The sequence below is a fragment of the Aeromonas sp. 95A genome, from assembly GCF_051919235.1.
In the GTDB taxonomy this organism is placed as follows: domain Bacteria; phylum Pseudomonadota; class Gammaproteobacteria; order Enterobacterales; family Aeromonadaceae; genus Aeromonas; species Aeromonas veronii.
The window spans coordinates 4,421,022-4,445,933 of the sequence record NZ_JBQBFC010000001.1; the positions used below are offsets into that span (position 1 = coordinate 4,421,022).

At 60.0% G+C, this 24,912-nt stretch carries 19 protein-coding genes and 2 pseudogenes; 7 read left to right on the forward strand and 14 right to left on the reverse strand.

Annotation, left to right across the window (positions count from 1 at the left end; genetic code table 11):
• Positions 1 to 236: 236 nt before the first annotated feature.
• The 3 genes from ACTG2U_RS20275 to ACTG2U_RS20285 all read left to right on the forward strand — a co-directional run bounded on the left by ACTG2U_RS20275 (position 237) and on the right by ACTG2U_RS20285 (position 4,981).
• Positions 237 to 1,862, forward strand: a complete 1,626-nt coding sequence (locus tag ACTG2U_RS20275; RefSeq protein WP_021229324.1) for a methyl-accepting chemotaxis protein — start codon at positions 237 to 239, stop codon at positions 1,860 to 1,862.
• Between the two features lie 287 nt (positions 1,863 to 2,149).
• Entirely contained in the window at positions 2,150 to 3,343 is a 1,194-nt protein-coding gene (fabV, locus tag ACTG2U_RS20280) for an enoyl-ACP reductase FabV (RefSeq protein WP_005344170.1), read from the forward strand.
• A gap of 162 nt (positions 3,344 to 3,505) precedes the next feature.
• The gene (locus ACTG2U_RS20285) at positions 3,506 to 4,981 is read left to right on the forward strand and encodes a YfcC family protein (protein WP_439975038.1); all 1,476 of its coding nucleotides are present in this window, start codon (positions 3,506 to 3,508) and stop codon (positions 4,979 to 4,981) included.
• A gap of 59 nt (positions 4,982 to 5,040) precedes the next feature.
• Here the strand turns inward: ACTG2U_RS20285 and ACTG2U_RS20290 are convergent.
• Both ACTG2U_RS20290 and ACTG2U_RS20295 read right to left on the reverse strand, forming a co-directional pair.
• Positions 5,041 to 6,368, reverse strand: a pseudogene (locus ACTG2U_RS20290) (IS4 family transposase).
• Positions 6,369 to 6,557: 189 nt separating this feature from the next.
• Complete coding sequence (locus ACTG2U_RS20295) at positions 6,558 to 8,180, reverse strand: methyl-accepting chemotaxis protein (protein WP_439975039.1); 1,623 nt, start codon at positions 8,178 to 8,180, stop codon at positions 6,558 to 6,560.
• A 232-nt stretch (positions 8,181 to 8,412) separates the two neighbouring features.
• Between ACTG2U_RS20295 and ACTG2U_RS20300 the strand changes: the two genes are divergently transcribed.
• On the forward strand, positions 8,413 to 9,045 hold the full coding sequence (locus ACTG2U_RS20300; RefSeq protein ID WP_005344345.1) for a LysE family translocator: 633 nt from the start codon (positions 8,413 to 8,415) through the stop codon (positions 9,043 to 9,045).
• Positions 9,046 to 9,118: 73 nt separating this feature from the next.
• Here ACTG2U_RS20300 and ACTG2U_RS20305 read toward each other — a convergent pair whose 3' ends face one another.
• From ACTG2U_RS20305 to ACTG2U_RS20340, 8 genes and pseudogenes are all read right to left on the reverse strand, one after another.
• Complete coding sequence (locus tag ACTG2U_RS20305; protein ID WP_439975040.1) at positions 9,119 to 10,327, reverse strand: cation:proton antiporter; 1,209 nt, start codon at positions 10,325 to 10,327, stop codon at positions 9,119 to 9,121.
• A 31-nt stretch (positions 10,328 to 10,358) separates the two neighbouring features.
• The gene (locus tag ACTG2U_RS20310) at positions 10,359 to 11,462 is read right to left on the reverse strand and encodes a beta-N-acetylglucosaminidase domain-containing protein (protein ID WP_439975041.1); all 1,104 of its coding nucleotides are present in this window, start codon (positions 11,460 to 11,462) and stop codon (positions 10,359 to 10,361) included.
• Between the two features lie 43 nt (positions 11,463 to 11,505).
• A pseudogene (locus ACTG2U_RS20315) lies at positions 11,506 to 13,232 on the reverse strand (potassium/proton antiporter).
• A gap of 280 nt (positions 13,233 to 13,512) precedes the next feature.
• Entirely contained in the window at positions 13,513 to 13,659 is a 147-nt protein-coding gene (locus ACTG2U_RS20320; RefSeq protein ID WP_005337933.1) for a hypothetical protein, read from the reverse strand.
• Complete coding sequence (locus ACTG2U_RS20325) at positions 13,656 to 14,345, reverse strand: M15 family metallopeptidase (RefSeq protein ID WP_439975042.1); 690 nt, start codon at positions 14,343 to 14,345, stop codon at positions 13,656 to 13,658. Before ACTG2U_RS20325 ends, ACTG2U_RS20320 begins: the two co-directional genes overlap by 4 nt.
• Positions 14,342 to 15,469, reverse strand: a complete 1,128-nt coding sequence (gene dapE, locus ACTG2U_RS20330) for a succinyl-diaminopimelate desuccinylase (protein ID WP_439975043.1) — start codon at positions 15,467 to 15,469, stop codon at positions 14,342 to 14,344. Before dapE ends, ACTG2U_RS20325 begins: the two co-directional genes overlap by 4 nt.
• A 19-nt stretch (positions 15,470 to 15,488) precedes the next feature.
• Positions 15,489 to 15,839: an ArsC family reductase gene (locus ACTG2U_RS20335; protein ID WP_267529064.1), complete on the reverse strand. Its 351-nt coding sequence runs from the start codon at positions 15,837 to 15,839 to the stop codon at positions 15,489 to 15,491.
• A 318-nt stretch (positions 15,840 to 16,157) separates the two neighbouring features.
• Complete coding sequence (locus ACTG2U_RS20340; RefSeq protein WP_005337929.1) at positions 16,158 to 16,472, reverse strand: hypothetical protein; 315 nt, start codon at positions 16,470 to 16,472, stop codon at positions 16,158 to 16,160.
• A 285-nt stretch (positions 16,473 to 16,757) separates the two neighbouring features.
• Here ACTG2U_RS20340 and dcuC point away from each other — a divergent pair, with 285 nt between their 5' ends.
• On the forward strand, positions 16,758 to 18,134 hold the full coding sequence (dcuC, locus tag ACTG2U_RS20345; protein WP_005350454.1) for a C4-dicarboxylate transporter DcuC: 1,377 nt from the start codon (positions 16,758 to 16,760) through the stop codon (positions 18,132 to 18,134).
• Positions 18,135 to 18,268: 134 nt separating this feature from the next.
• Positions 18,269 to 19,408, forward strand: coding sequence for a M20 family metallopeptidase (locus ACTG2U_RS20350; RefSeq protein ID WP_439975044.1), 1,140 nt, complete (start codon positions 18,269 to 18,271; stop codon positions 19,406 to 19,408).
• Positions 19,409 to 19,546: 138 nt separating this feature from the next.
• Here the strand turns inward: ACTG2U_RS20350 and ACTG2U_RS20355 are convergent, their stop codons facing one another.
• The 4 genes from ACTG2U_RS20355 to asnS form a co-directional block, all read right to left on the reverse strand.
• Entirely contained in the window at positions 19,547 to 20,203 is a 657-nt protein-coding gene (locus ACTG2U_RS20355; RefSeq protein WP_439975045.1) for a hypothetical protein, read from the reverse strand.
• Positions 20,204 to 20,377: 174 nt separating this feature from the next.
• The gene (locus tag ACTG2U_RS20360) at positions 20,378 to 21,721 is read right to left on the reverse strand and encodes an anaerobic C4-dicarboxylate transporter (protein ID WP_005337916.1); all 1,344 of its coding nucleotides are present in this window, start codon (positions 21,719 to 21,721) and stop codon (positions 20,378 to 20,380) included.
• A gap of 374 nt (positions 21,722 to 22,095) precedes the next feature.
• Positions 22,096 to 22,812 (reverse strand): substrate-binding periplasmic protein, encoded by a 717-nt coding sequence (locus ACTG2U_RS20365; RefSeq protein WP_439975046.1) that lies wholly within the window; start codon positions 22,810 to 22,812, stop codon positions 22,096 to 22,098.
• Positions 22,813 to 22,961: 149 nt separating this feature from the next.
• Entirely contained in the window at positions 22,962 to 24,362 is a 1,401-nt protein-coding gene (gene asnS / locus ACTG2U_RS20370; protein ID WP_439975047.1) for an asparagine--tRNA ligase, read from the reverse strand.
• Between the two features lie 200 nt (positions 24,363 to 24,562).
• On the opposite strand from asnS, the gene ACTG2U_RS20375 reads away from it, so the two are divergent.
• On the forward strand, positions 24,563 to 24,907 hold the full coding sequence (locus ACTG2U_RS20375) for a hypothetical protein (protein ID WP_335841598.1): 345 nt from the start codon (positions 24,563 to 24,565) through the stop codon (positions 24,905 to 24,907).
• The last annotated feature ends 5 nt before the right edge of the window (positions 24,908 to 24,912 follow it).

Consider the following 24,912-nt stretch of genomic DNA (forward strand, 5'->3'; position numbering starts at 1 on the left):
AAATGATGAATAGACTCAAAAAGCGCATTATCAATAAGGGCATTAGCCCTTCTCCTGCGGTGATGTGTTTAAGGTCTGGTTTTGCGAACAGGTTGCAACTTGCATTGCACTATGGTGCACAGACCGCGCTTTTTAATGAGGTAAGCGGGAGATTGTATTGAAATGAGTGGTCGCGTGATGCTTGGTGTATCAATTGCATATTAAACGACCAGTGGCCTGAGTATGAGGACGACACCATGAAAGGGATCTCGGTTCGTAGCAAATTATTGATGCTGGTTGTGGTACCGCTGTTTTGTATGATTTTGCTGTGCACTCTCTCCCTTTGGGGGATGCGCCTGATGAATCAGGCTGCCCATCAGGTGAATGAAGAGGAGGTGCAGCAGTTATCCGAACTGAAGCTGATTTCAGACTTGTATGCGGTCAGTGTCGTTGATGCGATCAATAAAGCGCATGTTGGATTAATCACCCGTGAAGAAGCAAAACGTTCCGTTACTGAAGCGCAGTTAAAAGCAGCAACGGAATGGAAGCGTTACATGGCCCAGAAGATGTCTGCGGAAGAGCGGGCGATTGCGGAGTCTGCCCAAGTATTGATGAACAAAGCCGACATTACACTGGATGGTATTAAGAGTGATCTTTCATTAAAAGCTCCTCTTGATAAGGCAATTCATCAGTTATACAGCACGGTTGATCCTTTTAATGAGGAGCTGGGCAAGCTGGTTGAACTCCAGCTGAGATTTGCAGATGAGCATGTTGGTACCCTGGAAAGTCTGGCCGTTGATTTTTCATTTGCCTTCCTCTCCATCACCGGGATTGCCCTGTTCGCTTTATCCGTGCTGGGGATCTGGATTTTTCGCGGGATCAGTCAACCGCTCACCGCTTTGCGCAGAGCGCTTTACAAATTGCAGCATGAGCAGGATTTGACCGTCACCGTCCCCGTCATTCGGGAAGATGAATTGGGGCAAGTCGCACGGGCGCTGAATGATATGGTGAGCCATTTCCGCAGATTGATTGGCGAAATGGATGACGTGGCCGAACAGTTATCGACAGGCGCCGATGCACTGAACGAGTTGGGGCTAACCAGTGCAGAGCAAATGGCCCAGCAGCGTCTGGAGACAGATCAGAGCGCTGCGGCGATGAATGAGATGAGCGCAACGGTTAACGAAATCGCCCAGAATACAAATAGTGCTGCAATTGCCGCCCGTCAGGCTGAAAACAAGGCAGAAGAGGGGCAAGCGGTTGTCAAGGAGACCATTGGGAATATGGCTCTGCTCTCTGGTCAATTGCAAAATACATCCACTGTACTGCAAAACCTGGCTATCGAAAGCAATAACATTACCCAGGTGATGGGGGTTATTCGCTCGATTGCCGAACAAACCAATTTATTGGCACTGAATGCGGCAATTGAAGCCGCCAGAGCGGGTGAGCAGGGGCGTGGCTTCGCTGTTGTGGCTGATGAAGTCCGGGTACTTGCTCAGCGCACCCAAAACTCTACCGGAGAAATCCAGAACACCGTCAATCGCCTGCAACAGAATGCAACTATGGCTGTTGATAGTATGAATATCGGATTATCTGAAGTGGAGAAGACGAATACCCTGATGCTGACCTGCGGCGTCTCTTTGGAAGAAATTGTGAGTGCGGTGGATGATCTGAATAATCTCAATGTGCAAGTCGCTGCTGCAGCCGAAGAGCAAAGCAAAGTCACCGAAGAGATGACGCGCAGCATGGTCAATATTGCCGATATCGCAGTACATACCTCGGACTCGGCAGCCCATGTATCGGCCAAGTGTCAGCGTCTTGATGAGATGGCCAAGTCAATGAGAACACAGATTAATCATTTTAAATGGCGCTCACATGCCGCTTGATATAGTTCGATGACATTACCCCCAGGCCCCGAGAGTTCGGGGCCTTTTTGTATCATGTTGGTCGTACTGCACCTGCGTTGAAACATGTCATCGGTTTCCATAGATATGGGAAGATTCATTACCGGACTGATGAAGTGACGTTTTCCGAAAAATTGTGCATTTTTGACGGCAGCCGTCACCCTGAATGGCCATTTTTGCCGCCGTTCAACACATCAGAGCACCTTATCGCGGCAAGATGAGGTATCTTATGCCCCGATTTCATCCATTAAACGGATCCGAGACTCCATATGATCATCAAACCCAAGGTTCGCGGCTTTATCTGCACCACCACTCATCCGGTCGGTTGTGAAGCCAATGTTCGTCGCCAGATTGCTTATACCAAAGCCAAGGGCACCATCGAGAATGGTCCCAAGAAGGTGCTGGTGATCGGCGCTTCCACCGGTTATGGCCTGGCCTCCCGGATTGCGGCTGCCTTCGGTAGCGGCGCCGCCACCCTCGGCGTCTTCTTTGAAAAAGCGGGCACCGAGTCCAAGACCGGTACCGCTGGCTGGTACAACTCCGCCGCCTTCGACAAGGCCGCCAAAGAGGCGGGCCTCTACGCCAAGAGCGTCAACGGCGATGCCTTCTCCAACGAGTGCCGTGCCAAGGTGATCGAGCTTATCAAGCAGGATCTGGGTCAAATCGATCTGGTGGTCTACTCCCTGGCCTCTCCGGTGCGCAAGATGCCGGACACCGGCGAAGTGGTGCGCTCTGCCCTCAAACCGATCGGTGAGGTCTACACCACCACCGCCATCGACACCAACAAGGATCAGATCATCACCGCCACCGTCGAGCCGGCGAACGAGGAAGAGATCCAGAACACCATCACAGTGATGGGCGGTCAGGACTGGGAGCTGTGGATGGCGGCCCTGCGTGATGCAGGCGTGCTGGCCGACGGCGCCAAGTCGGTGGCTTACTCCTACATCGGTACCGATCTGACCTGGCCAATCTACTGGCACGGTACTCTGGGCCGCGCCAAGGAAGATCTGGACCGCGCCGCTGCCGCCATCCGTGGCGACCTGGCTGCCAAGGGCGGCACCGCTCACGTGGCCGTGCTGAAATCCGTGGTGACCCAGGCCTCTTCCGCCATTCCGGTGATGCCGCTTTATATCTCCATGGCCTTCAAGATCATGAAGGAGAAGGGGATTCACGAGGGCTGCATGGAGCAGGTGGATCGCATGATGCGCACCCGTCTCTACGCGTCCGACATGGCGCTGGACGAGCAGGCCCGCATCCGCATGGATGACTGGGAACTGCGCGAAGACGTGCAGCAGACCTGCCGCGACCTGTGGCCGTCCATCACCAGCGAGAACCTCTCCGAGTTGACTGACTACACCGGCTACAAGCAGGAGTTCCTGCGCCTGTTCGGTTTCGGTCTGGACGAGGTCGATTACGATGCGGATGTGAATCCGGATGTGAAATTCGACGTGGTCGAGCTCTGAATCTGACTCAAGTGAAAACAGGGCCCTGCGGGGCCCTGTTTTTTTGGCAAACATTCCGCTAATTAGCGGAATTTTATTATCAGCGATCACCTTTTTCCCATATCAAACCCGCTAGTCTTGCGCTGATCGGATCACAGACGGCATTGCCGAGGAACGGAAGCTATGACCACTCCAAACGAGGCGCCCAAGAAGCGCCAACTCCCCACAGTCTATACCCTGCTTTTCATCATCATCGCCCTGATGGCTGCCCTCACCTGGGTGCTGCCAGCGGGCAAATATGACTACGTCACCGCCAAGACACAGCAGCCGGTGGCGGCAGCGGCCGTGGCCGATTACAGCGGCGACGAGCGGCTGTTGCCGGTGCCCGGCAGCTACACCGAGTTGCCCTCTCATCCGCAAGGGGTGTTCGAGGTGCTCAAGGCGCCGATCCAGGGCTTTCACAAGGCGGCCGACGTGGCACTGTTCGTGCTCATCATCGGCGGCTTTCTGGCGGTGACCATGCAAAGCGGGGCGCTCGATGCCGGGGTGGGGGCTATAGTGCGTGCCTTCGCCGGGCGTGAGCGGCTGCTGATCCCGGTGCTGATCGCACTCTTTGCCCTCGGCGGCTCTACGTTCGGCATGGCGGAGGAGACGGTGGCCTTCTGGGCACTGATCGTGCCGGTGATGATGGCGGCGGGCTTCGATCGCATGGTGGCGGCGGGGATCATTCTGCTCGGCTCCGGGGTCGGGGTACTTGCCTCCACCGTCAACCCGTTTGCCACCGGCATCGCCTCCGGTTTTGCCGGTATCCCCATCGGTGAGGGGATTGGCCTGCGGGTCATCCAGTGGCTGCTGCTGGTGATCTTTGCCTCCTGGTTCGTGATGCGTTATGCCAAGCAGGTGCAGCAGGACAAATCCCGCTCCGTGCTGGCCGACATCACCTATGACGACGAGTTCTCCCAGATGAAGAGCGGCAACCTCGCCTTCACCGGCAAGCAAAAGCTCACCATGCTGGTCTTCTTCGGCACCTTCCTGCTGATGATCTATGCGGTGGTGCCCTGGTCGGATCTGGGCATCGACCTGCTGCCCACCCTGGGCTGGTGGTTCGACGAGCTCTCCACCCTGTTCTTCAGCGCCTCCATCCTGATCGCGCTGATCAACCGGATGCCGGAGTCCAATTACGTGGCGACCTTCCTCAACGGGGCGCGAGACCTTATCGGGGTAGCGCTGGTGGTGGCGGTGGCGCGTGGCATCTATGTGGTGATGGAGCATGGCGTCATCATCGACACCATACTGCACTGGGCCGAGGGGCTGGTGAGCGGGCTGTCGTCGTCGGTGTTCATCCTGATGGCCTATCTGGTGCATATCATCCTGAGCTTCTTTATCCCCTCCACCTCGGGGCTGGCGACCGTCTCCATGCCGCTGATGGGGCCGCTGGCGGACTTCTCCGGCATCTCCCGGGATCTGGTGATCACCGCCTATCAGTCCGCCTCCGGCTGGATCAACCTGTTCGCCCCCACTGCCGCCCATCTGGTGGCCGGTCTGGCGCTCGCCAAGATCCCCTACGATCGCTTCGTGCGCTGGGTGCTGCCCTTTATCATCGGGGTGGCCCTCATCACCATGGCGGTGCTGGTGGCCGGCGCCCTGTTGCACGGCTGATGGCACGGATAAAACCACAGATAACAAAAAGGCTCCCGCGGGAGCCTAATGCCAGTCAGTTAAGCCTGACTGGCATTGTTTTTATTGGCTTTTTGCACCGCATACTTTTGTGGTCTTGCCTTCACACTGCGGGGATAATTCCGCTCCCTTCGCTCCGGTAATACAAACTGCCCCGCCTGCTTATCCAGCTCCGCCACCCGCTTCGGGATACTCCCCGGTGACAGATACGGCATGCAGCTCAGTTCATGGATGAGGTACACCGATGCCATGTGAAAACTCAGCTGGCTCGCCGTGTATCCCTTCAGACTCGCTGCCCTCTTTACCATCTGGCTGCGCAGCAGATTGTACGCCAGCAGCACGCCCCACAGCTCTTGCCGTATCCCCGCCGCCTTCTTGCTGCGCAGGGTCAGCCGGTGTTGTTGCAGGCTGTGCCTCATCTCCCGATAGCCCAACTCGATTTCCCTGCGGTGGCTGTAGAGCTCAACGATGTCGGCGCCCGGGAAACGCGTCGGGTCGACCATTGAGGTCAGCACTTGCCGCTCTTTGCCGTTGATGGTGCGGGTAAGTAAGCGGGCTTCCACTGTATCCGGCAGGTGCGGCCACTTCTTCCTCGCCTGTGGGCTGGTTTTCAGCAAGACCAGTGCATCCTGACGCCCCAGCTTGCGCACCACCTCGTATTGCGTGCCCTTTTTGAGCGGCAGCAGCCAGTGCCGCTCGCTGCCAGTGGTCTGCCAGGCATGGAGCAAACCGAGGGAGTAAAACCCCTTGTCGAACAGGGTCAGCGAGTGGTCCGGCGTGCGCGCGACCAGCCGCTCGGCCAGCACCATCTCGTTGACGGCGCAACTCTCCATGACCGCCTGAACAAGCAGGTGACTGGTCAGCTCCATTTGACAAAGCATGCGCACCTGCGGATAGGTGGTCTCCCCATGCTGGGTACCGGGCTTGGCAAACTCGGCAGCATTGTCCGGGGTATCAGGCGTGCGCGACATCACGCCATCGACGGCGAGCAGTTGCAGCCCGGCCCAACCGGGGTGATTGGCCTGCTGGTGCCAGCCTGCGGCGGTGTCGTGAAACAGCCGCTCAATGCTCTTGTGGCCAAGCTTTTGGCGAGCTTGCAAAAAGGCGCTGGGGGCGACAAAGGGGCGGTCGCCGGGCAAGAGGATATCAAGCTGATTGACCAGCTGGGTCATGGGGATATGGCGGAAGATGGCCATGCCGATGATAGCCCAGACCAGACGCTCCATGGGCATACGACGGCGACGCAGGGTCACGACATCCTCTTCGGCAAGCGCGTCGTGATGAGCTCGGGAGCAATGAGGTCTGAGAGTGACTCAAACTGAGCTGCATTGCTGGCGTGGAGGAAGTCGAGAGCCTGGGCGATACGCATAAAAAAATCCGAAACCAATCAACAGGTTTCGGATTTTCACACAGCAGAAGGAGCGGTCAATGGATCCTTAACTTATCGGCATTACCCGCGGGAGCCTTTTTACTTTCATCAGGTATAAGCCATATACCGTATCAGCTAACCAACAAGAAAGGCCCTTGCGGGCCTTTTTGTCTGGTTCACTTTGTGCGCTTACAGCTGGAATTGGGCCAGCTGCTTGCGTTGCTGCTCGGCGAGCTGGGAGAGTTCGTTGCTGGCACTGGCGCTCTGGCTGATGCCGGCGGCGCTCTGGCTCACGATCTCGTGAATATTGGTGATGTTGCGGTTGATGTCGGCGGTAACGCAGGACTGCTCCTCGGCGGCGGTAGCGACCTGGGCGTTGGCGTCGTTGATCTGGCGCACGGCACCGGTAATGCCGCTCAGCAGGTCCTGCACCTGAGCGGACAAACGCTGGTTATGGCTGAGGATCTCCAAAGTCTCCTGCACGCCGTTGTTGGCGGATTGGGACTGGCTCTGCAGCCGCTCGATGATGGCCTGGATCTCCTTGGTGGAGTCCTGGGTACGGGCTGCCAGCATTCTCACCTCGTCGGCCACCACCGCAAAACCACGACCCGTTTCACCGGCACGGGCCGCTTCGATGGCGGCATTGAGCGCCAGCAGGTTGGTCTGCTCGGAGATCCCCTGGATCACTTCAATTACCTTGCCGATCTGCTCGGACTGGGATTTGAGCTGGGCCACGATGGCGGCGGCATCTTCCAGACTGCCTGCCATCCGGCTGTTGGCGGCGATGCTTTCGGTAAAGAGGGCGAGCCCCTGCTCGACCCGGCCATTGGCATCCCGTGCCAGCTCGTCGGCGATGGCGGCATTGTGGTTGACATTGTCAGCGGTGCTGGATAGTTCGGTTACGGCGGAGGCGACCTGTTCGATCTCGCTGTGCTGCTGCTTTGCATTGGCCTCGGACTGGGTCATCACGGCGGCCAGCTCGGTGGCGGCGGAGGCGACGCTGTTGCTGATCCCGGTCAGGTTCTCGATGGTGCTACCAAGTTGCACCAGAGTGAGGTTGATATCTTTGGCCAGACGGGTCAGCTCGTTGTTGCCCTCCGCTTTGGCGCGCACGTTGAAGCGCCCTTGCGCCACGGCGTGCATCACCTCTTGCAACTGACCGATGGGGCTGACGATGCGCCCGGAGAGGACCCAGCCACAGATCAGCGCCGCCAGCAGGGTACCGGCGGTGAGCAGCAGGGTACGCAGCAGGGTGGCGTCGTAGTGGGCCTGCTCTTCGGCCAGCTCTTGCTGGATCAGCTGGTTGATGTGGGCGGACATGCTGTCGATCTGCTTGATCAGCTGTTCACCCAGCTCGCGGAAATGGAGGCGAGCCGCCTCGTAGGCGACCGGATCGCCGCCACCCTGATGTTTTTGCGCCAGCAGCGGCAGCATGTTGCTGCGGGTATGGCTGAGGTAGGCCTGCAGGGCGGCAGCGACCTGACGGTTATCCTGCTCGGCACCGGGGAGCACCAGACGGCCGAGGATGGCGTTGATCTCCTGCTCGGCGCTGTTGAGGTTTGCGGGCAGTGCGGCAAACAGCTTGGCATCGTAGAGGCCATAGATGGCGCTGGTGCGCAGCCGGTAGGTGGCGTGGATCAGTTTGGCAATATCGTCCTTGTGCTGGACCACGGTCTGGGTCGTCTCATCTATGTCATTGATGGCTTCATCCAGACCCTGTTTGCTGATGGCGATCATCACCATCATCAGCAGGCTGGCCAGCAGCAAAGGTATCAAGACCTGGACACGTATTGATAGATTATTCAATGACATAAATGGCTCTAATCCGGAATTGGAGGAGCCGACATCTTACACATGCACGTCAGGAGCTGTCACAGGCTTTTATTGCTGAAATGTGCTGAAGAAAAGGTTTTTTCTTGTGAGAAAGGAGCCATTTAGGCATGATTGAGCGCTTTATCCCCTGAATATGTGGTACAACTGGCTGGGTTGTGTCAATCCTGTCCCGTTTTCGTGATTTCCCGCTCTCGTCATATGGAGGTGTGTTGTGTCCAGCTGGATCGATCCGGCCATTCTGGCTCTGTTTATCCCGACCTTTTTCTTTGTCTCGGTGACCCCCGGCATGTGCATGACCCTGTCGATGACCCTGGGGATGAGCCTGGGGGTGCGCCGTACCCTGCACATGATGTGGGGGGAGCTGATTGGGGTCGGGCTGGTCTCGGTGCTCTCGGTGATCGGGGTGGCAGCCATCATGCTCAACTATCCGGGGATCTTCGCCGCCTTCAAATATGTGGGGGGCGCCTATCTGGTGTGGCTTGGCATCCAGATGTGGCAGGCTAAAGGGAAGATGGCCATTCCGGCGGATCTCTCGGCCGGTCAACAGACCAGCGCCATGGGGCTGGCGCTGCAGGGCTTTGTCACCGCCATCGCCAACCCCAAGGGGTGGGCCTTCATGATCTCCCTGCTGCCCCCCTTTATCTCTGCCGACAAGCCGATGGCGCCGCAGATCAGCGCGCTGGTGGCGCTGATTTTGGTTATCGAGTTCTCCTGTCTGCTGCTCTACGCCAGCGGTGGCCGCACTCTGCGCCACTTCCTCGCCAAGAGCGGCAACGTCACTCTGATGAACCGCATCGCCGGTACTCTGATGCTGGGGGTGGGAGTCTGGCTGGCGCTCGGGTAAGAGCTGTCAGTGACCCGCACCATACAAGAAAAATGCCACCGGTCGGTGGCATTTTTAATGGGCGCCGGGTGGCTCAGCGAGGCTTGAAACGCTCGACCCAGGGGTTGGCGGTGAGGCCGTGCAGGATGACGCTCAATATGATGGTGCAGAGCACGGTGGCGATGATGGGGCGCTGGCCAATCAGGGCAGGCTCGTTTTGCAGCACCATCACCGCAAAGACGATACTGGCAAGGCCCCGCGGGCCGAACCAGCCGATAAAGAGCTTGAGCTCCGGCTTGAGGCCGGTACCGATGAGGCTGAGCCAAACCGGCACCATCCGCAGCAGGGTGAGGCTGGCAATGGCATAGAGCCAGTATTGCCAGTGCAGCAGCTCCGGCAGAATGGGCATAAGGGTCGCGCCAAACACCATCCAGATCACCACGGAGAGCAGGTCGCCGTAGCCTTCGCAGCTGTCCATATAGGCGTGCTTGTGCTCGCCGAGGCGGTGGCCGATAAAGAGGCCACCGACAAAGGCGGCGATAAAGCCGCTCCCCCCGAGAGTCTGTGCCAGCGCAAAGCAGAGCAGGGCTAGGCCCGGCATGGTGAGCTGGCGCCAGAGCGGCAGTTGCCAGCCGTTGAGATAGGAGATTTTCAGCAGCCGTATGGTGAGGCTGGTCAGCACAAAGGCGACCAGCAGGCCAATGCCGATCTCCTCCAGCATCAGGGTGATAGCCAGCGTCGCTGTGCCTGCATGCTGTTCGGTGGGGGCGATAAGGGCCAGCAGCAGAAGCAGCACCGGTACGCAGATGCCGTCGTTGAGGCCGCTCTCCTGATTGAGCCCTTCACGCACCGGTGCCGGCACCGCGGGGTTGCTTACCACCGCCTTGCCGAGCGCCGCATCGGTGGGCGCGAGAATGGTGGAGAGGATAGCCATCTCCAGCAGTGGCAGGTCGGGGAAGATCCAGTGGCCAAACAGGGTGCCACAAAGCAGGGTGAGGGGCAGGCCAATCAGCAGCAGCCGGATGGGGAGCTGGCGATTGGCCAGCAATACCTGCCAGTTGGTGTTGGCGGCATCGTTGAACAGCACGATAACCAGCGTCAGCTCGGCCAGCAGCTTGATGCCAGCGCTGTCGATAGAGAGGGAGAGCAGCTCCAGCCCTCCCGGCCCCAGCAACCAGCCGGTCAGCAGAAAGAGCAGGGGGCCGTTGACCAGTTTTGACTCGAAGCGTCCCGCGATCAGGCTGTAGATCAGCAAGAAGGCGGCGATCACCGCCAGATTCTGGTAAAGCAGGTGTGCATCCATACAACCTCCTTTCTGCCCCCGCAGGGGCGGTTTAATCGGTCAGGCAGTCGGGATCGAACACATACTCCCCGTCCAGCCAGCGCACGATTTCGTCAACGCAGGATTGGTCACGAAACGGCAGATAGCGCGCCTTGAGGGCGGCAATCTGCTCGGGGGTGAGCTGTGCCAGCCCCAGATCCTGAAACAGCGGCAGGTCGGCCTCGATCATCGCCGAGATCTGCGGGCCGCAGGTGGCGTTGAGGGCGGCATGCAGCGCCTTGTCGGGGTCGTACTGCTTGCCGAGTCGGTAGCTCATCGGCAGGGTAGCGAGGGGCAGGGCGGAGAGTGCTGCCTGCTTCATCGGGTTGACCGCGTGGCCAGAGACCAGCTCTGCCAGCTCGGCAGGGCGATTCTCGAAGGCGCGCAGGTGGAGGTAGCTGCTCGCCTTGCTGCCATCGTTGACCGGGTAGTTGTCCCACAGGAAGGGCTTGCGGCCGAGCAGATCGGTCACCTGCTTGAGGTGTACCGCCGGATACTCGGTCGAGCAGACTTTGGGGCCGGTCCAGAAGATCTCGAAGCGGCGGTCGAGCTGCTCGCCAAGCTCCTCCAGATAGCGGGGAGGCATGGCGCCAAACACCTTCTCCAGCACCGGGTCGGTCGAGTAGTAGCTGGGGCAGAAGATGAGGCGGGTCGCCTTGCTGTGGGCCGCGATGTCGTGGGCGATGGTGAGCTGGTGACGGGCCAGGTCCGGGGTATCTCCCTTCATATCGTCAAACAGCACCGCCAGAATATCGGGCTGGAGCATCTCGTCGATGAGGCGCACTTTCTCAAGCAGCGCCGAGCGTTTGCGATCGTAGTCGTGATGAGCCCCCATGGGGCTCAAGCCCACCCCGAAGGCGAGTCCGTTGGCGCGGCACTGGCGCGCCAGCTCGGCGAGATCGGCCAGCTGCTGCTCGGGCCAGGGGAGGGCCCAGTGCTTGCGCAGATAGCCATCCTCTTTCGGTGCATAGATATAGAAGCCGTAACCATGGCGTGGCAGCCACTGGGCGTAGCGGACGCGGGCCTGCCAGCTCCATCCCTTGCCAAAAAAGCCTTCAATCACCCCCAGATTGGCAGCGGGGGGCAGGGGGCCGGACAGCAAACTTTGATATGGCATAACTCTCTCCCTTCTTGCTGGGGACTTGATACGGGACGGTCGGTCAGACCGGGTCCTCTTCCTGAAAGCGCACCCCGATCTTGCTCGGCACGCTCTCGTCCATTTCGGCCACGGTCCAGATCAGGCCCTGCCATTCGATGTTGTCACCGACCACCAGATTATCGCCCAACTGGCTGGCAATAAAATCACCCAGTGTCTGATCCGCCACCTCGCTCACATCCAGCCCGTAGAGAGGGGCGAGATCCACCAGCCGCGCGGCTGCTTCCAGCAGGAAGTCACCGAAGAAGCGGGGGCCGAGATCCTGCTCCGGCGCTTGGCTAAAGAGCTGGCCGAGGGCAGGGAGGTCACGTTCGTGACCGATCACGCAGAGGATGTCATCGGCCTGCAGACAGGTACTGCCCGAGGGGTGGAGCAGCTCGCGGCCACGAAACAGGGCGCAGATCCGGGTGCCGGCGGGCATCTGCAGATCCCGCAGTGGCGAGCCGATGCACCACTTCTCCTCCCCCAGCTGGTAGACGAAGGTCTCCCACTGGCTGTCGAGATCGATCTCGAGCCCGGAGCGGTTGATGGGCGACGGTGGTGCCGGCACCTCCACCCGCGCCAGTTTTGAGGCCAGCGGCAGCGAGCTGCCCTGCAAAATCAGCGAGACCAGCACCACAAAGAAGGCGACGTTGAAGTAGAGCTGAGCGTTGGGCAGCCCCGCCATCATGGGGAAGACCGCCAGAATGATGGGCACGGCGCCGCGCAGGCCGACCCAGGAGATAAACCAGCGCTCGCGGGGGGCGAAGTTCTTGAACGGCAGCAGCCCGATCCAGACCGACACCGGGCGGGCAAACAGGATCATCCACATCGCCAGCGCCAGCGCGGGCAGGGCGATGGGCAGCAGCTTGTGGGGGAGGCAAGCAGCCCCAGCACCAGAAACATGCCGATTTGGCTGAGCCAGGTCAGACCGTCCAGCACCGACAATGTGGTGCTGCGGCTGCGCAGGGCGAGGTTGCCGAGCAACAGACCGGTGAGATAGATGGCGAGAATGCCGCTGCCACCGACCGCCGTGGTGAGGGCGAAGATCAGCAGACCGCCGCTGACGGTGAGCAGCGGATAGAGCCCCGGCGCCAAGCGGGCGGTGTTGATGAGGCGCCACAGCAGCCAGCCGCCGCCAAGGCCAATCCCGGCGCCAAGGCCAAACTGCTTGACCAGTTGCAGCAGCAGGAAGCCCCCATCCAGCCCTTGCTGGGCGGTGGCGAGCACCTCGATCAGGGTGACGGTGAGAAACACCGCCATGGGGTCGTTGCTGCCTGACTCTATCTCCAGAGTGGCGCTCACCCGCTCGTTGAGGCTGCGCCCGCCAAGCAGGGAGAAGACCGCCGCCGCATCGGTGGAGCCGACAATGGCGCCGATCAGCATCCCCTGCATCAGGTTGAGGTCAAACAGCCAGGCGGCGGCAAGCCCCGTCAGGCCGGTGGTGATGGCCACCCCGACCGTCGCCAGCGACAGGGCAGGCCAGAGCGCCACCCGGAACGAGGAGACCCGGGTGCGCATGCCGCCGTCGAGCAGAATGATGGCAAGCGCCAGGTTGCCCACCAGATAGGCGATGGAGTAGTCAGCGAAGTGGATGCCACCGGGGCCATCCTCACCCGCCAGCATGCCGACGGCGAGGAAGATGACCAGGATGGGAATCCCGAGGCGGGAAGAGAGGGCGCTCAACAGTACGCTGGCTCCCACCAACAGGGCAGCGACAAAAAAGAAACTGTTGATGGTAGCGGCATCCAAGGGCGAACTCCTTCCTGGTAATGTGCAAAGTAGGCACATTATATGCAGTTAGGCCCCCCTTGTGTGGCTTATTTGTGCATCAATTTGCACTTTCTTACATTTTTCATCCTTTTTTTCAGCATGGCCGCGCCATATTCTGACAGTGACGGGGTTAACGAAAGCGGAGTCAAAGGAGCGTCGATTTCAGGATGCGCAGGGAGGAGAGGGCGGGGAAAAGCGAAACGGCACAGCAGAGGGAGAGGGGAGCACAAGGGCGCTCCCCACGGGATGGGGGCGGTATTCAGTCGTCCTCGTCATCCTTCACTTCGCGGATCTTGTCCTTGTAGTTGGGCAACTGCTTCTCCAGCCGTTTCATGTCTTTGATGGCATTGAGAAACAGCCCGAGCAGGAACAGCAGCGGCAACCCTATCCACAGCCAGAGATTCATGGGATTTTCCTTTCGTCAGGACAGGTGGTGACATAACGGGCCAAAATTTCATCAAGGTTGGCCAATATAGTCGACTTGCCTTCAATATCCGCCTGTTGCAGACAAAGCGCCAGTGCCGCGGGATCGAGCCGCTGCTCATCGGACTCCAGCGAGAAGCTGATATGCCAGGGCTCGTAGGCGACCCCGCTCTGTGCCCCGACCGGCTTGGCATAAGGGAGGAAGAAGCCGAAGTCGCTCATATGATCGCTGAGCCACTCGCTGAGATCTGCAAACCAGCCCCCGGCTTCATACTCCCACGGCTCCAGCGCCAGTTTGGTATCGGCGGGCAGGCAGTCCGGGTCGTAGATATCGAGATCGGTCCCCCAGTGGTGACGGCTGGTGCCGGGCAGGGCGCTCCAGCGCAAAATGGCGTGCAGCCGCTCTATCTCGCCCAGTTGCAGGGCATCGATGGGCTGGCTGTTGGCATCGAGCAGTGGTCGTTCGCCGCGCCACTTGCCATTCCAGATGGCGAGCTGGCGCTCAAAGCCCCGCCAGCTGGAGGCCGCCTGCAGGTTGAACCCCTCGTAGGCGGCCGCCACCTGCATGTCGTTGAAGGCCGCCGCGGTGGCGGCGGTCAGACGATGGGGGCCGCGCCCCACCAGAATAAGGTGGCTCTTGTCGAGCCCCAGCAGTTGTTCCTGCGTCATGCCAGCAATCTCTCGAGCACCCCTTGGTACATGTCGGCCAGCAGATCCAGATCGTCCGCCTTCACGCACTCGTTCACCTTGTGAATGGTGGCGTTGACGGGGCCAAGCTCAATCACCTCGGCGCCGGTGGGGGCGATAAAGCGCCCGTCGGAGGTGCCGCCGGTGGTGAGCAGGGCCGGTCGCTGACCATTAACCTGTTCGATGGCCGCCACGGCCGCATCAAGCAGCGCGCCGGTATCGGTGAGGAAAGGTTGGCCGGAGAGGGTCCAGTTCAGCTGATAATCGAGGCCATGTTTATCCAGCAGCGCTTCGACCCGCTCACGGATATCCATGTCGGTCAGTTCTGTACTGAAGCGGAAGTTGAACTGGACGTGCAGTTCGCCCGGAATGACGTTGGAGGCGCCGGTGCCGGCCGAGATGTTGGCGATCTGGAAGCTGGTGGGGGGGAAGTAGGCGTTGCCCTCATCCCACACGGTCGCGGCAAGCTCGGCCAGCGCTGGCGCGGCTTTGTGAATGGGGTTGTCCGCCAGATGGGGGTAGGCGACATGACCCTGCACCCCGCGTACCAGCAGATCGCCGGTGATGGAGCCGCGGCGGCCGTTCTTCACCACATCGCCTACCACGGCGGTGGAGGAGGGTTCACCGACGATGCACCAGCGGATCTTCTCGTTGCGGGCCTCCAGGGTGTCGATCACCCGGGTGGTGCCATTGATAAAGGGCCCCTCCTCATCGGAGGTGATGAGAAAGGCGATGGACCCGGTGTGATCCGGATGCTCGGCCACGAAGCGCTCGACCGCTACCACCATGGCAGCCAGCGAACCCTTCATGTCGGCGGCGCCGCGCCCGTAAAGCACGCCATCCTTGATGGTCGGCTCGAACGGCGGGGTGTGCCATTTCTCCAGCGGCCCGGCGGGCACCACGTCGGTGTGGCCGGCGAAGCAGAACAGTGGCCCCTCGCTGCCACGGCGGGCCCAGAGGTTGGTGGTGTCCTCAAACACCATGGGCTCGATAACGAACCCGATCCTGGCGAGGCGCTCCGCCATCAGGGTCTGACACCCTCCATCGAGAGGGGTAACGGAGGGGCGGCGGATCAGATCCTTGGCCAGTGCGATGACATCCGACATCAGTTGTCCTTAGTTGTCCTTAACGGGAGAAGAGGGATTGGTAGTGATCAGCCTTGAAACCCAGAGTCAGTTCGCCGTCACGGTCGAGCAGCGGGCGCTTGATCATGGCCGGATGTTCCAGCAGCAGGGCGCGAGCCTTGGCGGTGTCGAGTCCCTGTTTGGCCTCATCCGGCAGGGCGCGGAAGGTGGTGCCGCGGCTGTTGAGCAGGGCTTCCCAGCCGAGTTGTGCCAGCCAGCTGTCCAGATCGTCCGGGTTCAGGCCGTCGGCGCGGTGGTCGTGAAAGCGGTAGTCGATACCGGCCTCATCCAGCCACTTGCGGGTTTTCTTGATGGTGTCGCAGTTCTTGATGCCATAGAGGGTGATGGCCATGGGGAGTCCTTCTCTTGTGGGCGCTGGCCGTGGCCGTGCCCGAAAATCCAAATCAACGCAGTGCAAGGGCCCGATTCTGGCATTGTGGCAATCCCATGGCAACGCCGATGGTCTGGCTCGCGGGTTTTACCGGAACTGGTCACACCTGAACGGCGATTTTGAGCACAAGGTCAGAAGCAGTGGGGCTGGCATGCCCAATGGGGTTGGGTATTGCGGGAGAAGATCGACTATTGCAGGAGAAAAAGAGAAGGGGGCAAACGCCAGATAGCCAAAACGCGCCAGCGGGCGCGTTTTGGCCGGCATCATCAAGCACCTCAATCAGTGCAGGGTGGTCCACTCATGGTCAAAGACCCGGGCCCGTTCCCAGGGTGCATCAGGCAGGCTGGAAGAGAGGCCAGTGTATTTGCCCACGTCGTCCACCACGATGGCGGAGAGGATCGGCAGGTTGTTTTCGGTGCAGTACATGCGGATGCGTTGCAGCAGGGTGCGCAGTTCATCCTGGCACTGCTCCAGCCCGGCCTGCTTGGCCAGTTTGGAGTAACGAATGGTAGTGCGTTCCTTTGCAGACTCGACGAGGATGTCCCACAGCTTGTAGTCGCAGGTCGAAGCACCTGCGGTGGCTTGGCTTGTCATAACTCTCTCCGGCGCGAAATGGTCGCTATATGTCGAAGCGCATCTTCGCCAGTTCGGCGCCGTCATATGTTGATCCAACGCAAAAAAGAGGGGAGTCGCGTCACACAATTCCCGGATATGGGGTGATAAAGGTTTTCCGGCAGTTGAAATAACGAAAAATTGTTACATGGCCGACATATTATGCTAATGAATCACGGTGACGGCACCTTTATTGATAGGGATCAAAGGCAAACAGTGGTCAGATCACTAGATTTCGCTCTTCGATAAATTTATCAGGAGTGAATATTGGAACTTTTATTCGTCTTGCTCGTTCTGGTCGCCGTGGTCTACGGCATTATCAAGGATTACAACCCGCAGGCGGTGCTGGCGCTGGCGGGCATGGCCATTTTTGCAGTGGCCTACTGGCTGGGGCTGCACCCTATTCTTCCCGCTGACAAGAGCACCGGCTTTGCCCTGTTCGACCTGTTCGAAGTGTTCAAGGGGATCTTCTCCTACCGCGCGGCGGGCCTCGGCCTCACCATCATGGCGGTGGCGGGTTTTGCCACCTACATGTCCCATATCGGGGCCTCCCAGGCGCTGGTGCGAGTGGCGGTCAAACCGGTGGCGGGCATCCAGTCCAGCTACCTGATGCTCTCCATCTGTTATCTGGTGGCGGTATTCGTCTCCCTGTTCGTCACCTCCGCCACCGGCCTTGGCCTGCTGTTGATGGTCACCATGTATCCGGTGATGCGCAACCTCGGCATCAGCCCGGCCTCCGCCTGTGGTGTCATTGCCACCTCACAGGCGTTTGAAATTGGCCCGACCCAGACCAACGCCATCTTCTCCGCCGGTCAATCCGGCATGGATCCGACCAGCTATTTTGTCGACTACCAGATCTGGCTGGTGGCCCCCATGCTGCTGGTGACCATGGTGCTGCACTTCTTCTGGCAGCGTCACTGCGATCGCAAGGATGGCTGGGATCCTGCGCTGCATCGCGGCGATCACGCCGAGCTGGACGAGCAGGGCACCGAGAGCGTGCAGGCGCCCACCTGGTATGCCCTGTTGCCGATCATCCCCTTCGTGCTGATGATGACCTTCTCCAAGCTGCTGGTGAGCGACATCAAGATGAGCGTGGAGGTGGCCATGCTGCTGTCGGTCTTTATCGGCATGCTGTGCGAGCTGCTGCGTAGCCGCTCGGTGCGTACCGCGTTTGCCGGGCTGTCGAGCTTCCTCGACGGCATGGGCAAGGTGTTTGGCCCCGTGGTGGCGCTTATCGTCTGTGCCGAGCTGTTTGCCGAATCTCTTAAGGCCATCGGCGCCATCGATACCCTGCTGCACTCTGCCAGCAATGCCGGTATCGGCAGCGGTCTGATGACCCTGGTGATGGTGGCGCTGATCATGGTAGCGGCGGTCATCATGGGCTCCGGCAACGCGGCGTTCCTCAGCTTCTCGACCCTGGCACCGGCGGTGGCAGCCAAGTTTGGCGTACCGGCGGTGACCATGCTGCTGCCGATGCAGCTTGCTTCCAGTATCGGCCGCACCGTCTCCCCCATCGCTGCGGTACTGATCGCCTGTGCGGGGATTGCCAAGGTATCGCCCTTTACCGTGGTCAAGCGCACCAGCGTGCCGATGGCGGGGGCGCTGGTGACGGCGCTGACCCTCAACTATCTGCTGTTCATGTAGTGATGTGGGTTATGTAGTGGTGTTTGGAATTTACCGGTCGGGCGGGTGGCATGGCTGCCCGCCTTTTTCTCACTGTGTCGCATTGTTGCAATAGACGATCGGCCATCAACGCTGATTGTCGCATGGAGAAGATAATGACAGTTGTAAAGAGCCCGTTTTCCCTCGATAGCTATCTGGCCGATCTGGCCCCGCTCATCAACCTCGATTGCGGTACTCGCACCCCGGCCGGGGTGGCGAAAGTGGCCGACATCATGACCGAGAAATATGAGGTCATCGGCTGGCAGGTGACCCGCCATCAGTTCGCTGCCGAGTGCGGCCCCTGCCTCGAGATCACCAATGCGCCGGGTGCCGACCACTACGATGTGATGCTGTGCGGCCACATGGATACCGTCTTCCCCGAGGGGACGGCGGCCAAGCGCCCGCTGAAAATCGAAGGCAATCAAGCCTTTGGCCCCGGTGTCTCGGACATGAAGAGCGGCCTGCTCTCTATCTGGTATGCACTCAAAGAGATGGATCCGGCATTGCTTGCCAAGCTCAAGGTGCTGGTCTGCTACAACTGCGACGAAGAGATTGGCTCCCCCTGGTCGAAAGATTGGCTGGTGGAGAAGGCCAAACAGAGCGGCTGCGTGCTGGTGGCCGAGGCAGCTCGTCCCAACGGGGATCTCATCAGCGCCCGCAAGGGCAATGCCAAGTACCGCATCACCTTCCACGGCAAGGCGTCCCACGCCGGTTCGGCCCTCACCGAAGGGATCTCCGCCATCACCGAGCTGGCGCACTGGGTACTGGCCATCAACGAGCAGGTCAACATGACCACGGGCACCACCATGAACGTCGGCGTGGTACAGGGCGGCACCGGCGTCAACGTGGTGCCGGATTTTGCCGAGGCGATCGTGGATTTGCGCTTCTGGAGCAACGAAGAGGCCGCTGCGGTACACGACCGGCTCACCTTTATGGCCAACAACCCCTTCCTCGCGGGTTGTCGGGTCGAGGTGGATCGCCAGACCTTCAAGCCGGCGATGCGACCGAGCGGTGACACCGAGGCGCTGATGGCACTGGTGGAGGCGGCAGCCAAAGAGGAGGGGATCCCCTTCAACTGGCTGGAGGCCGGTGGCGGCTCGGATGCCAACTTCACCGCCGCCGCGGGGGTGCCGTCGCTGGATGGCTTCGGCCCCATGGGGGGCGGTTTCCACTCGGAGGCGGAGTTCCTGCTGCTGGAGAGCATCGAGCCGCGCATCCGCCTGCTGCAGCGGGTGCTGGGCAAGCTGGCGAAATAAGCCGGTTTATCCCTTGTTCGGGTCGTTATTGGCCCGCTCAAAACTGGTCCGCTCAAATCCAAACGGGAGGCTGTTGCCTCCCGTTTTTTTATCTCGATTTTTCGCGCGCTAAGTGAGTTGGCTGCTTGCTTGAGGCCGTTACCTCTGTGGCTCGGCCAGATAGGCCAGGTGATCCTGCCGCGCCACCAGCCAGCCATCGAGGCGCAGCGGGGCGGCAAAGCCCGGGCCGTCGGTCACCATGGTGTGGTACTCCCCTTGCTCGCCGCAGGCATCGAAGCCCTCGTGCTCGGCCAGTTTCTGCAACGCGGCGAGGGTGGCGGCATCAAGGGTGCGTCCAGTCCACTCGGGGGCCAGCACCCGGGTATCGACGCAGGAGAGGTGGGCGACGATGCCGCGGGCCAGCATATCCGCCAGCAAGGCTTGACGAGATTGCTGCCAGAGCGGGGTGTGGACGGTGAGACCAAGCGGGCGGCAGCGCTCGCGGATCCAGTTAGGCGCACCGCCCACGCTGTCGATATCGCCGGTGACTACGCCATCGAGTTGCCACTCCTCCTTGAGCCGTGCCAGTGCCCGCTCATAACCGAGATCGAACGGCGCTTCTATGGTGACCAGCAGATGGGGCAGCCCGAGGGCTTCCGCCTGACGGCGCACGAGCGGCAAGGGGTGAGCCAGAAATCGGGGCTCTGGCGGCGCAAAGGTGGCCAGTGCCATCACCTGATGGCCCGCTTGGCGGGCATGACAGAGGGCCAGCATGGCATCTTTGCCACCGCTCCAGAGCAGGATGACGCGAGACATGGATGAGATTCCAGTGGTGAACGAGGGGGCATGCTACCCAGCGACGGGGGCAGAGGTAAAGGCATAGTGTCCGGAAATGGCGGCGGGGAAGTGGTTGAGGTAACTGAGCGGGGAAAAAAGCAGGCCCCCGAAGTGGGGGCCTGTATTGCAATAGCGTGGTAAACGCGACTGCGATTAGAGCAGGATGCTGGTGAGGATAAAGCCCAGCGAGCAGGAGGTCACCACCCCGATCAGCCCCGGAATGATGAAGCTGTGGTTGATGATGAACTTGCCGATGCGGGTGGTGCCGGAGCGGTCGAAACCGATACAGGCCAGATCGCTCGGGTAGGTCGGCAGCACGAAGTAGCCGTAGCTCGCCGGCAGGAAGGCGATCAGCAGCTTGGGTTCGACACCCAGCGCCAGACCCATGGGAGCGATGGCGGTGAGGGCGGCGGCCTGGCTGTTTACCAGCTTGGAGATGAGGAACAGTACCAGGGCGTAGGTCCAGGGTTGGGCCTGTACCACATGGGCCAGGGTCTCTTTGAGCAGCGGCATGTGGGCCTGGAAGAAGGTCTCACTCATCCAGGCAACCCCGAATACGGAGAAGATGGCGACCATGCCTGCCTTGAAGACGGCACCGTTGGCGATCTCGCCCGGCTTGACCTTGCAGCGCATCAGGATGATGGCACCGGCGATCAGCATCATCATCTGGATCACCAGGTTCATGGAGAGCGGGCCAGTTTTGTCCTTGATGGTGAACACCGGGCGCAGACCTTCGTTGGCGCCGAGCAATACCACGGCAGCGATGGCGGCGAAGAAGATCCAGGTAGACCAGTAGGCCTCTTTCGGGAACTTGGTGTTGAGCAGGGTTTCACCACCGCCGTAGATGAAGGCACGCTGCTCCGGGTCTTTGATCTTGGCCTGGAACTCTTCGTCTTTGTCCAGATCCTTGCCGCGACGCAGGCTCCACAGGGCCGCCACGATGACACCGGTCAGGGAGGAGGGGATGGCGATCATCAGGATGTCGAGCAGGCCGTAAGCCTGACCGATACCGTGACCGGCCGCCAGAATGGAGACCATGGAGACCACGGCAACGGAGACCGGGGAGGCGCAGATGGCCATCTGGGAGGCAACGGAGGCCACGGCCATCGGACGCTCGGGACGGATGTTCTTCTGCAGCGCAATGTCAGCGATGATGGGGAACATGGTGTAGACCACGTGGCCGGTACCGCACAGGAAGGTGAGGGTCCAGGTCGTGAGCGGCGCCAGGATAGTGATGTATTGCGGGTGACGGCGCAGCAGACGCTCGGCCACTTGCATCATCAGGTTGAGGCCACCGGCAGTCTGCAGGGTAGCGGCACAGCCGATCACCGCCAGAATGGTCAGCATTACCTGAACAGGCGGTTCGCCCGGCACCAGGCCGAAGACGAAGGTCAGCAGGAAGAGACCGATACCACTGATGAGACCGAGTCCCATGCCCCCAAAGCGGGTACCCAGCAGCAAGCAGCCGAGTACCACTAAAAATTCCATCAAGATCATTCCGTTACCTCGTGTGATTCAACCCATATTGCCGCGGGTAGCCTGAACCATGAATTGTCATTGTCTGTTTTATTTAGCCCAAAAGGGTTAGTTGCTATTCTGCTCCCCTGAAAAAGTGAAAAAATTGAGTTACTTCAATAACTCGATGAATTTTTGATTAAACCACTTAAAAACCATGTACTAACAAAAACATCATTTTTGTCACCAAGTGGTATCACTCGGGGTCAAGCCATTGGGTGGTCATGGTGGCAGCACAGAGCGGCAACAGAGCTGCAGGGGAGGGGCATAAAAAGGGCTCGATTGCGGCAGAAGAGGGTGAAAAAACCAGCGCTCAGGCTATTTTTGCCAACAAGGTCTGACTTCGGCGGGTTGGCTCACTTGGCCGCAGGTGCTTGCTGCAGATAGCGGCGCTGATAATCCTCGCTCAGCTTGGCAATATCGAGTCTGGCAATGGCCTGTGCCACCCGTTGCTGTAACGCCTGCTGATCGGGACGAAACATGATGTGCAGGCTCTTGTGTTCGAGGATCTTCGGGTGAAATTGCAATCCGGCGCTGCTCAGCTTGCGATCATGGTTGATGAGCCAGTGAAAGACATCCCTGTCGATCACCGCCAGATCGAGCCGGTCGCGCTGTAATTTGCGCAGGTTGAGCAGGTCTGCATCGACGGCGGCAGTGTTGAGGCGCTTGCTGGCCATCAGGGCATCGAATTCACGGGTGTTGACGTATCCCTCCACCACGCCGATCCGGTAGGGGGCGAGATCCGTGAGCTGCTGCCAGGGGATGGGGGGGCCTGAGCGCTGCGCCATGCCCAGCACGCTGTCCCCCACGCTGGGGGAGCTGCGCCACAGGGTGGGCAGGGTGTCGGAGAGATACTCGGGAAAATAGCCGCTATAAGGCTGGGCTGGATCGGCCGCCAGCCGCACCGCCCGCTGCCAGGGGTAGAAGTCGAACGTCACCTCCAGTCCCGCTTCGGCAAAGGCGCGCTTGACGATATGACCGGTGAGGCCGCCATCGGGCAGGCTCTGGCTGGTGTAGGGGGGCCACTCCAGGGTGGTCAGACGAACGGGCTCGGCCCACAGTTGAACAGGCATGCAGGACAGCAATAGCGAAAGCAGCAGGCGATATCCCATAGGCGACGAGTTCCTTGTGCCGATTGATCCTGAGTATCACCCATAATGGTGACAATAAAAAAGCCGACCCACAGGTCGGCTTTTGCAATGCAGTGGCAAGATGCCGCTGATCAGAACTCGGCGGTACGCGGAGTACGCGGGAACGGGATCACGTCGCGGACGTTGCCCATACCGGTCACGTAGACTACCAGACGCTCGAAGCCCAGACCGAAGCCGGAGTGCGGGACTGTGCCGTAGCGACGCAGATCGCGGTACCACCAGTAATCTTCCTTGTTCAGGCCCATCTCGGCCAGGCGGGCATCCAGCACGTCCAGACGCTCTTCACGCTGGGAACCACCGATGATCTCGCCGATGCCCGGTGCCAGTACATCCATCGCGGCAACGGTCTTGCCGTCGTCGTTGAGGCGCATGTAGAAGGCCTTGATATCTTTCGGATAGTTCTTCACCACCACCGGAGACTTGAAGTGCTCCTCGGCCAGATAGCGCTCATGCTCGGAGGAGAGATCGATACCCCAGGAGACCGGGAACTCGAACTTCTTGCCGCAGTTTTGCAGCACGTCGATGGCGTCGGTGTAGTCGATCTGGGCGAAGTCGGAGGAGACGAAACGCTCCAGACGGCCGATGGCATCCTTGTCCACGTGCTGGGCGAAGAACTCCAGATCGTCGCGGCGCTCGGTCAGTACGGCGTTGAAGACATACTTCAGCATGGCTTCGGCCAGTGCGGCGTTATCTTCCAGATCGTTGAAGGCCACTTCCGGCTCAACCATCCAGAACTCGGCCAGGTGGCGGCTGGTGTTGGAGTTTTCAGCGCGGAAGGTCGGGCCGAAGGTGTAGACCTTGGAGAGGGCGCAGGCATAGGTTTCGGCGTTCAGCTGGCCGGATACGGTCAGGAAAGCCTCTTTGCCGAAGAAATCTTCGTTGTAGTCCACCTTGCCGGCGTCGGTGCGCGGCAGGTTTTCCATGTCCAGAGTGGAGACGCGGAACATCTCGCCGGCACCTTCGGTGTCAGAGGCGGTGATGAGCGGGGTCGCAACCCAGAGGAAACCCTCTTCGTGGAAGAAGCGGTGGATGGCTTGCGCCAGACAGTGACGAACGCGGGTCACGGCGCCAACGATGTTGGTGCGCGGGCGCAGGTGGGCCTGTTCACGCAGGTATTCGATGCTGTGGCGCTTGGCAGCCATCGGGTAGGTGTCCGGATCTTCGACCCAACCGACTACCTTCACCTCGGTCGCCTGCAGTTCGAAAGCCTGGCCGCTGCCCTGAGAGGCGGCAATCATGCCGGTCACTTCCACGGAGCAGGCAGTGGTCAGACGCAGCACTTCATTCTCGTAATTGGCCAGGGTATTGGGGACAACTGCCTGTACCGGATGGAAACAGGAGCCATCGGAAATGGCCAAAAATGAGATCCCCGCCTTGGAATCACGGCGAGTCCGGATCCACCCTTTGACAGTTTGGGTGGTGCCGACCGGATACTTACCGGCCAGCACATCTACTACGGATGCGTGCGTCATCGAAATATTGTCTCCAGCTTGTTCTTGCAGCGCTATTTGCAACACTAGGGAGTCTGGCCCGGGCACAGATGGCCCACCATGGCAGACTAAGCCGTCAATCTTACCCGCGCGGGTTTGATAAACAAGCAAAAATGTCGGACTCTGGTGGGGTTTTCGGCATGGTTCACTCAACAAGAGTGTCACGGGCGCAGGAGCGGTGGGTGAAAGATCGGCGGCAGGGGCCAGATTGGCTGACACGGGTGTTGCAGGGGCTGGTGATGCTCTGCTGGGGCGGCTTTATCGTGCTGCTCTCCCTTTACCACTATGCCCGGCCCGAAATTGCCTACGGTTTTCTGGTCTATGGCGGGATCGAGGTGCGCGATTATTGGGACCCGGCTCTAACCCCCTGGCTGGTCTACGGGCTCTGGAGCTGCTGCGCCCTGACGCTGGCGGTGTTGCTGCTGGAGCGCAAGCGCAGCCGCCGTCAGGATGACTCCCGACATGTCAATCTGGCCATCCTGCTATTGGTGCTGATCGCCAGTCTGCTTTTCTACTACGTCGGTTAAGCGTT

What these genes read in the sequence shown, in the direction of transcription:
- ACTG2U_RS20360 (WP_005337916.1), bottom strand. Translation starts at nt 21,721, where the DNA reads ATGATCTTGATGGAATTTTTAGTGGTACTCGGCTGCTTGCTGCTGGGT.
- ACTG2U_RS20350 (WP_439975044.1), top strand. Translation starts at nt 18,269, where the DNA reads ATGACAGTTGTAAAGAGCCCGTTTTCCCTCGATAGCTATCTGGCCGAT.
- ACTG2U_RS20295 (WP_439975039.1), bottom strand. Translation starts at nt 8,180, where the DNA reads ATGTCATTGAATAATCTATCAATACGTGTCCAGGTCTTGATACCTTTG.
- ACTG2U_RS20335 (WP_267529064.1), bottom strand. Translation starts at nt 15,839, where the DNA reads ATGGCCATCACCCTCTATGGCATCAAGAACTGCGACACCATCAAGAAA.
- ACTG2U_RS20365 (WP_439975046.1), bottom strand. Translation starts at nt 22,812, where the DNA reads ATGCCTGTTCAACTGTGGGCCGAGCCCGTTCGTCTGACCACCCTGGAG.
- ACTG2U_RS20320 (WP_005337933.1), bottom strand. Translation starts at nt 13,659, where the DNA reads ATGAATCTCTGGCTGTGGATAGGGTTGCCGCTGCTGTTCCTGCTCGGG.
- ACTG2U_RS20310 (WP_439975041.1), bottom strand. Translation starts at nt 11,462, where the DNA reads ATGCCATATCAAAGTTTGCTGTCCGGCCCCCTGCCCCCCGCTGCCAAT.
- ACTG2U_RS20305 (WP_439975040.1), bottom strand. Translation starts at nt 10,327, where the DNA reads ATGGATGCACACCTGCTTTACCAGAATCTGGCGGTGATCGCCGCCTTC.
- dapE (WP_439975043.1), bottom strand. Translation starts at nt 15,469, where the DNA reads ATGTCGGATGTCATCGCACTGGCCAAGGATCTGATCCGCCGCCCCTCC.
- ACTG2U_RS20355 (WP_439975045.1), bottom strand. Translation starts at nt 20,203, where the DNA reads ATGTCTCGCGTCATCCTGCTCTGGAGCGGTGGCAAAGATGCCATGCTG.
- asnS (WP_439975047.1), bottom strand. Translation starts at nt 24,362, where the DNA reads ATGACGCACGCATCCGTAGTAGATGTGCTGGCCGGTAAGTATCCGGTC.
- fabV (WP_005344170.1), top strand. Translation starts at nt 2,150, where the DNA reads ATGATCATCAAACCCAAGGTTCGCGGCTTTATCTGCACCACCACTCAT.
- ACTG2U_RS20285 (WP_439975038.1), top strand. Translation starts at nt 3,506, where the DNA reads ATGACCACTCCAAACGAGGCGCCCAAGAAGCGCCAACTCCCCACAGTC.
- ACTG2U_RS20275 (WP_021229324.1), top strand. Translation starts at nt 237, where the DNA reads ATGAAAGGGATCTCGGTTCGTAGCAAATTATTGATGCTGGTTGTGGTA.
- ACTG2U_RS20340 (WP_005337929.1), bottom strand. Translation starts at nt 16,472, where the DNA reads ATGACAAGCCAAGCCACCGCAGGTGCTTCGACCTGCGACTACAAGCTG.
- ACTG2U_RS20325 (WP_439975042.1), bottom strand. Translation starts at nt 14,345, where the DNA reads ATGACGCAGGAACAACTGCTGGGGCTCGACAAGAGCCACCTTATTCTG.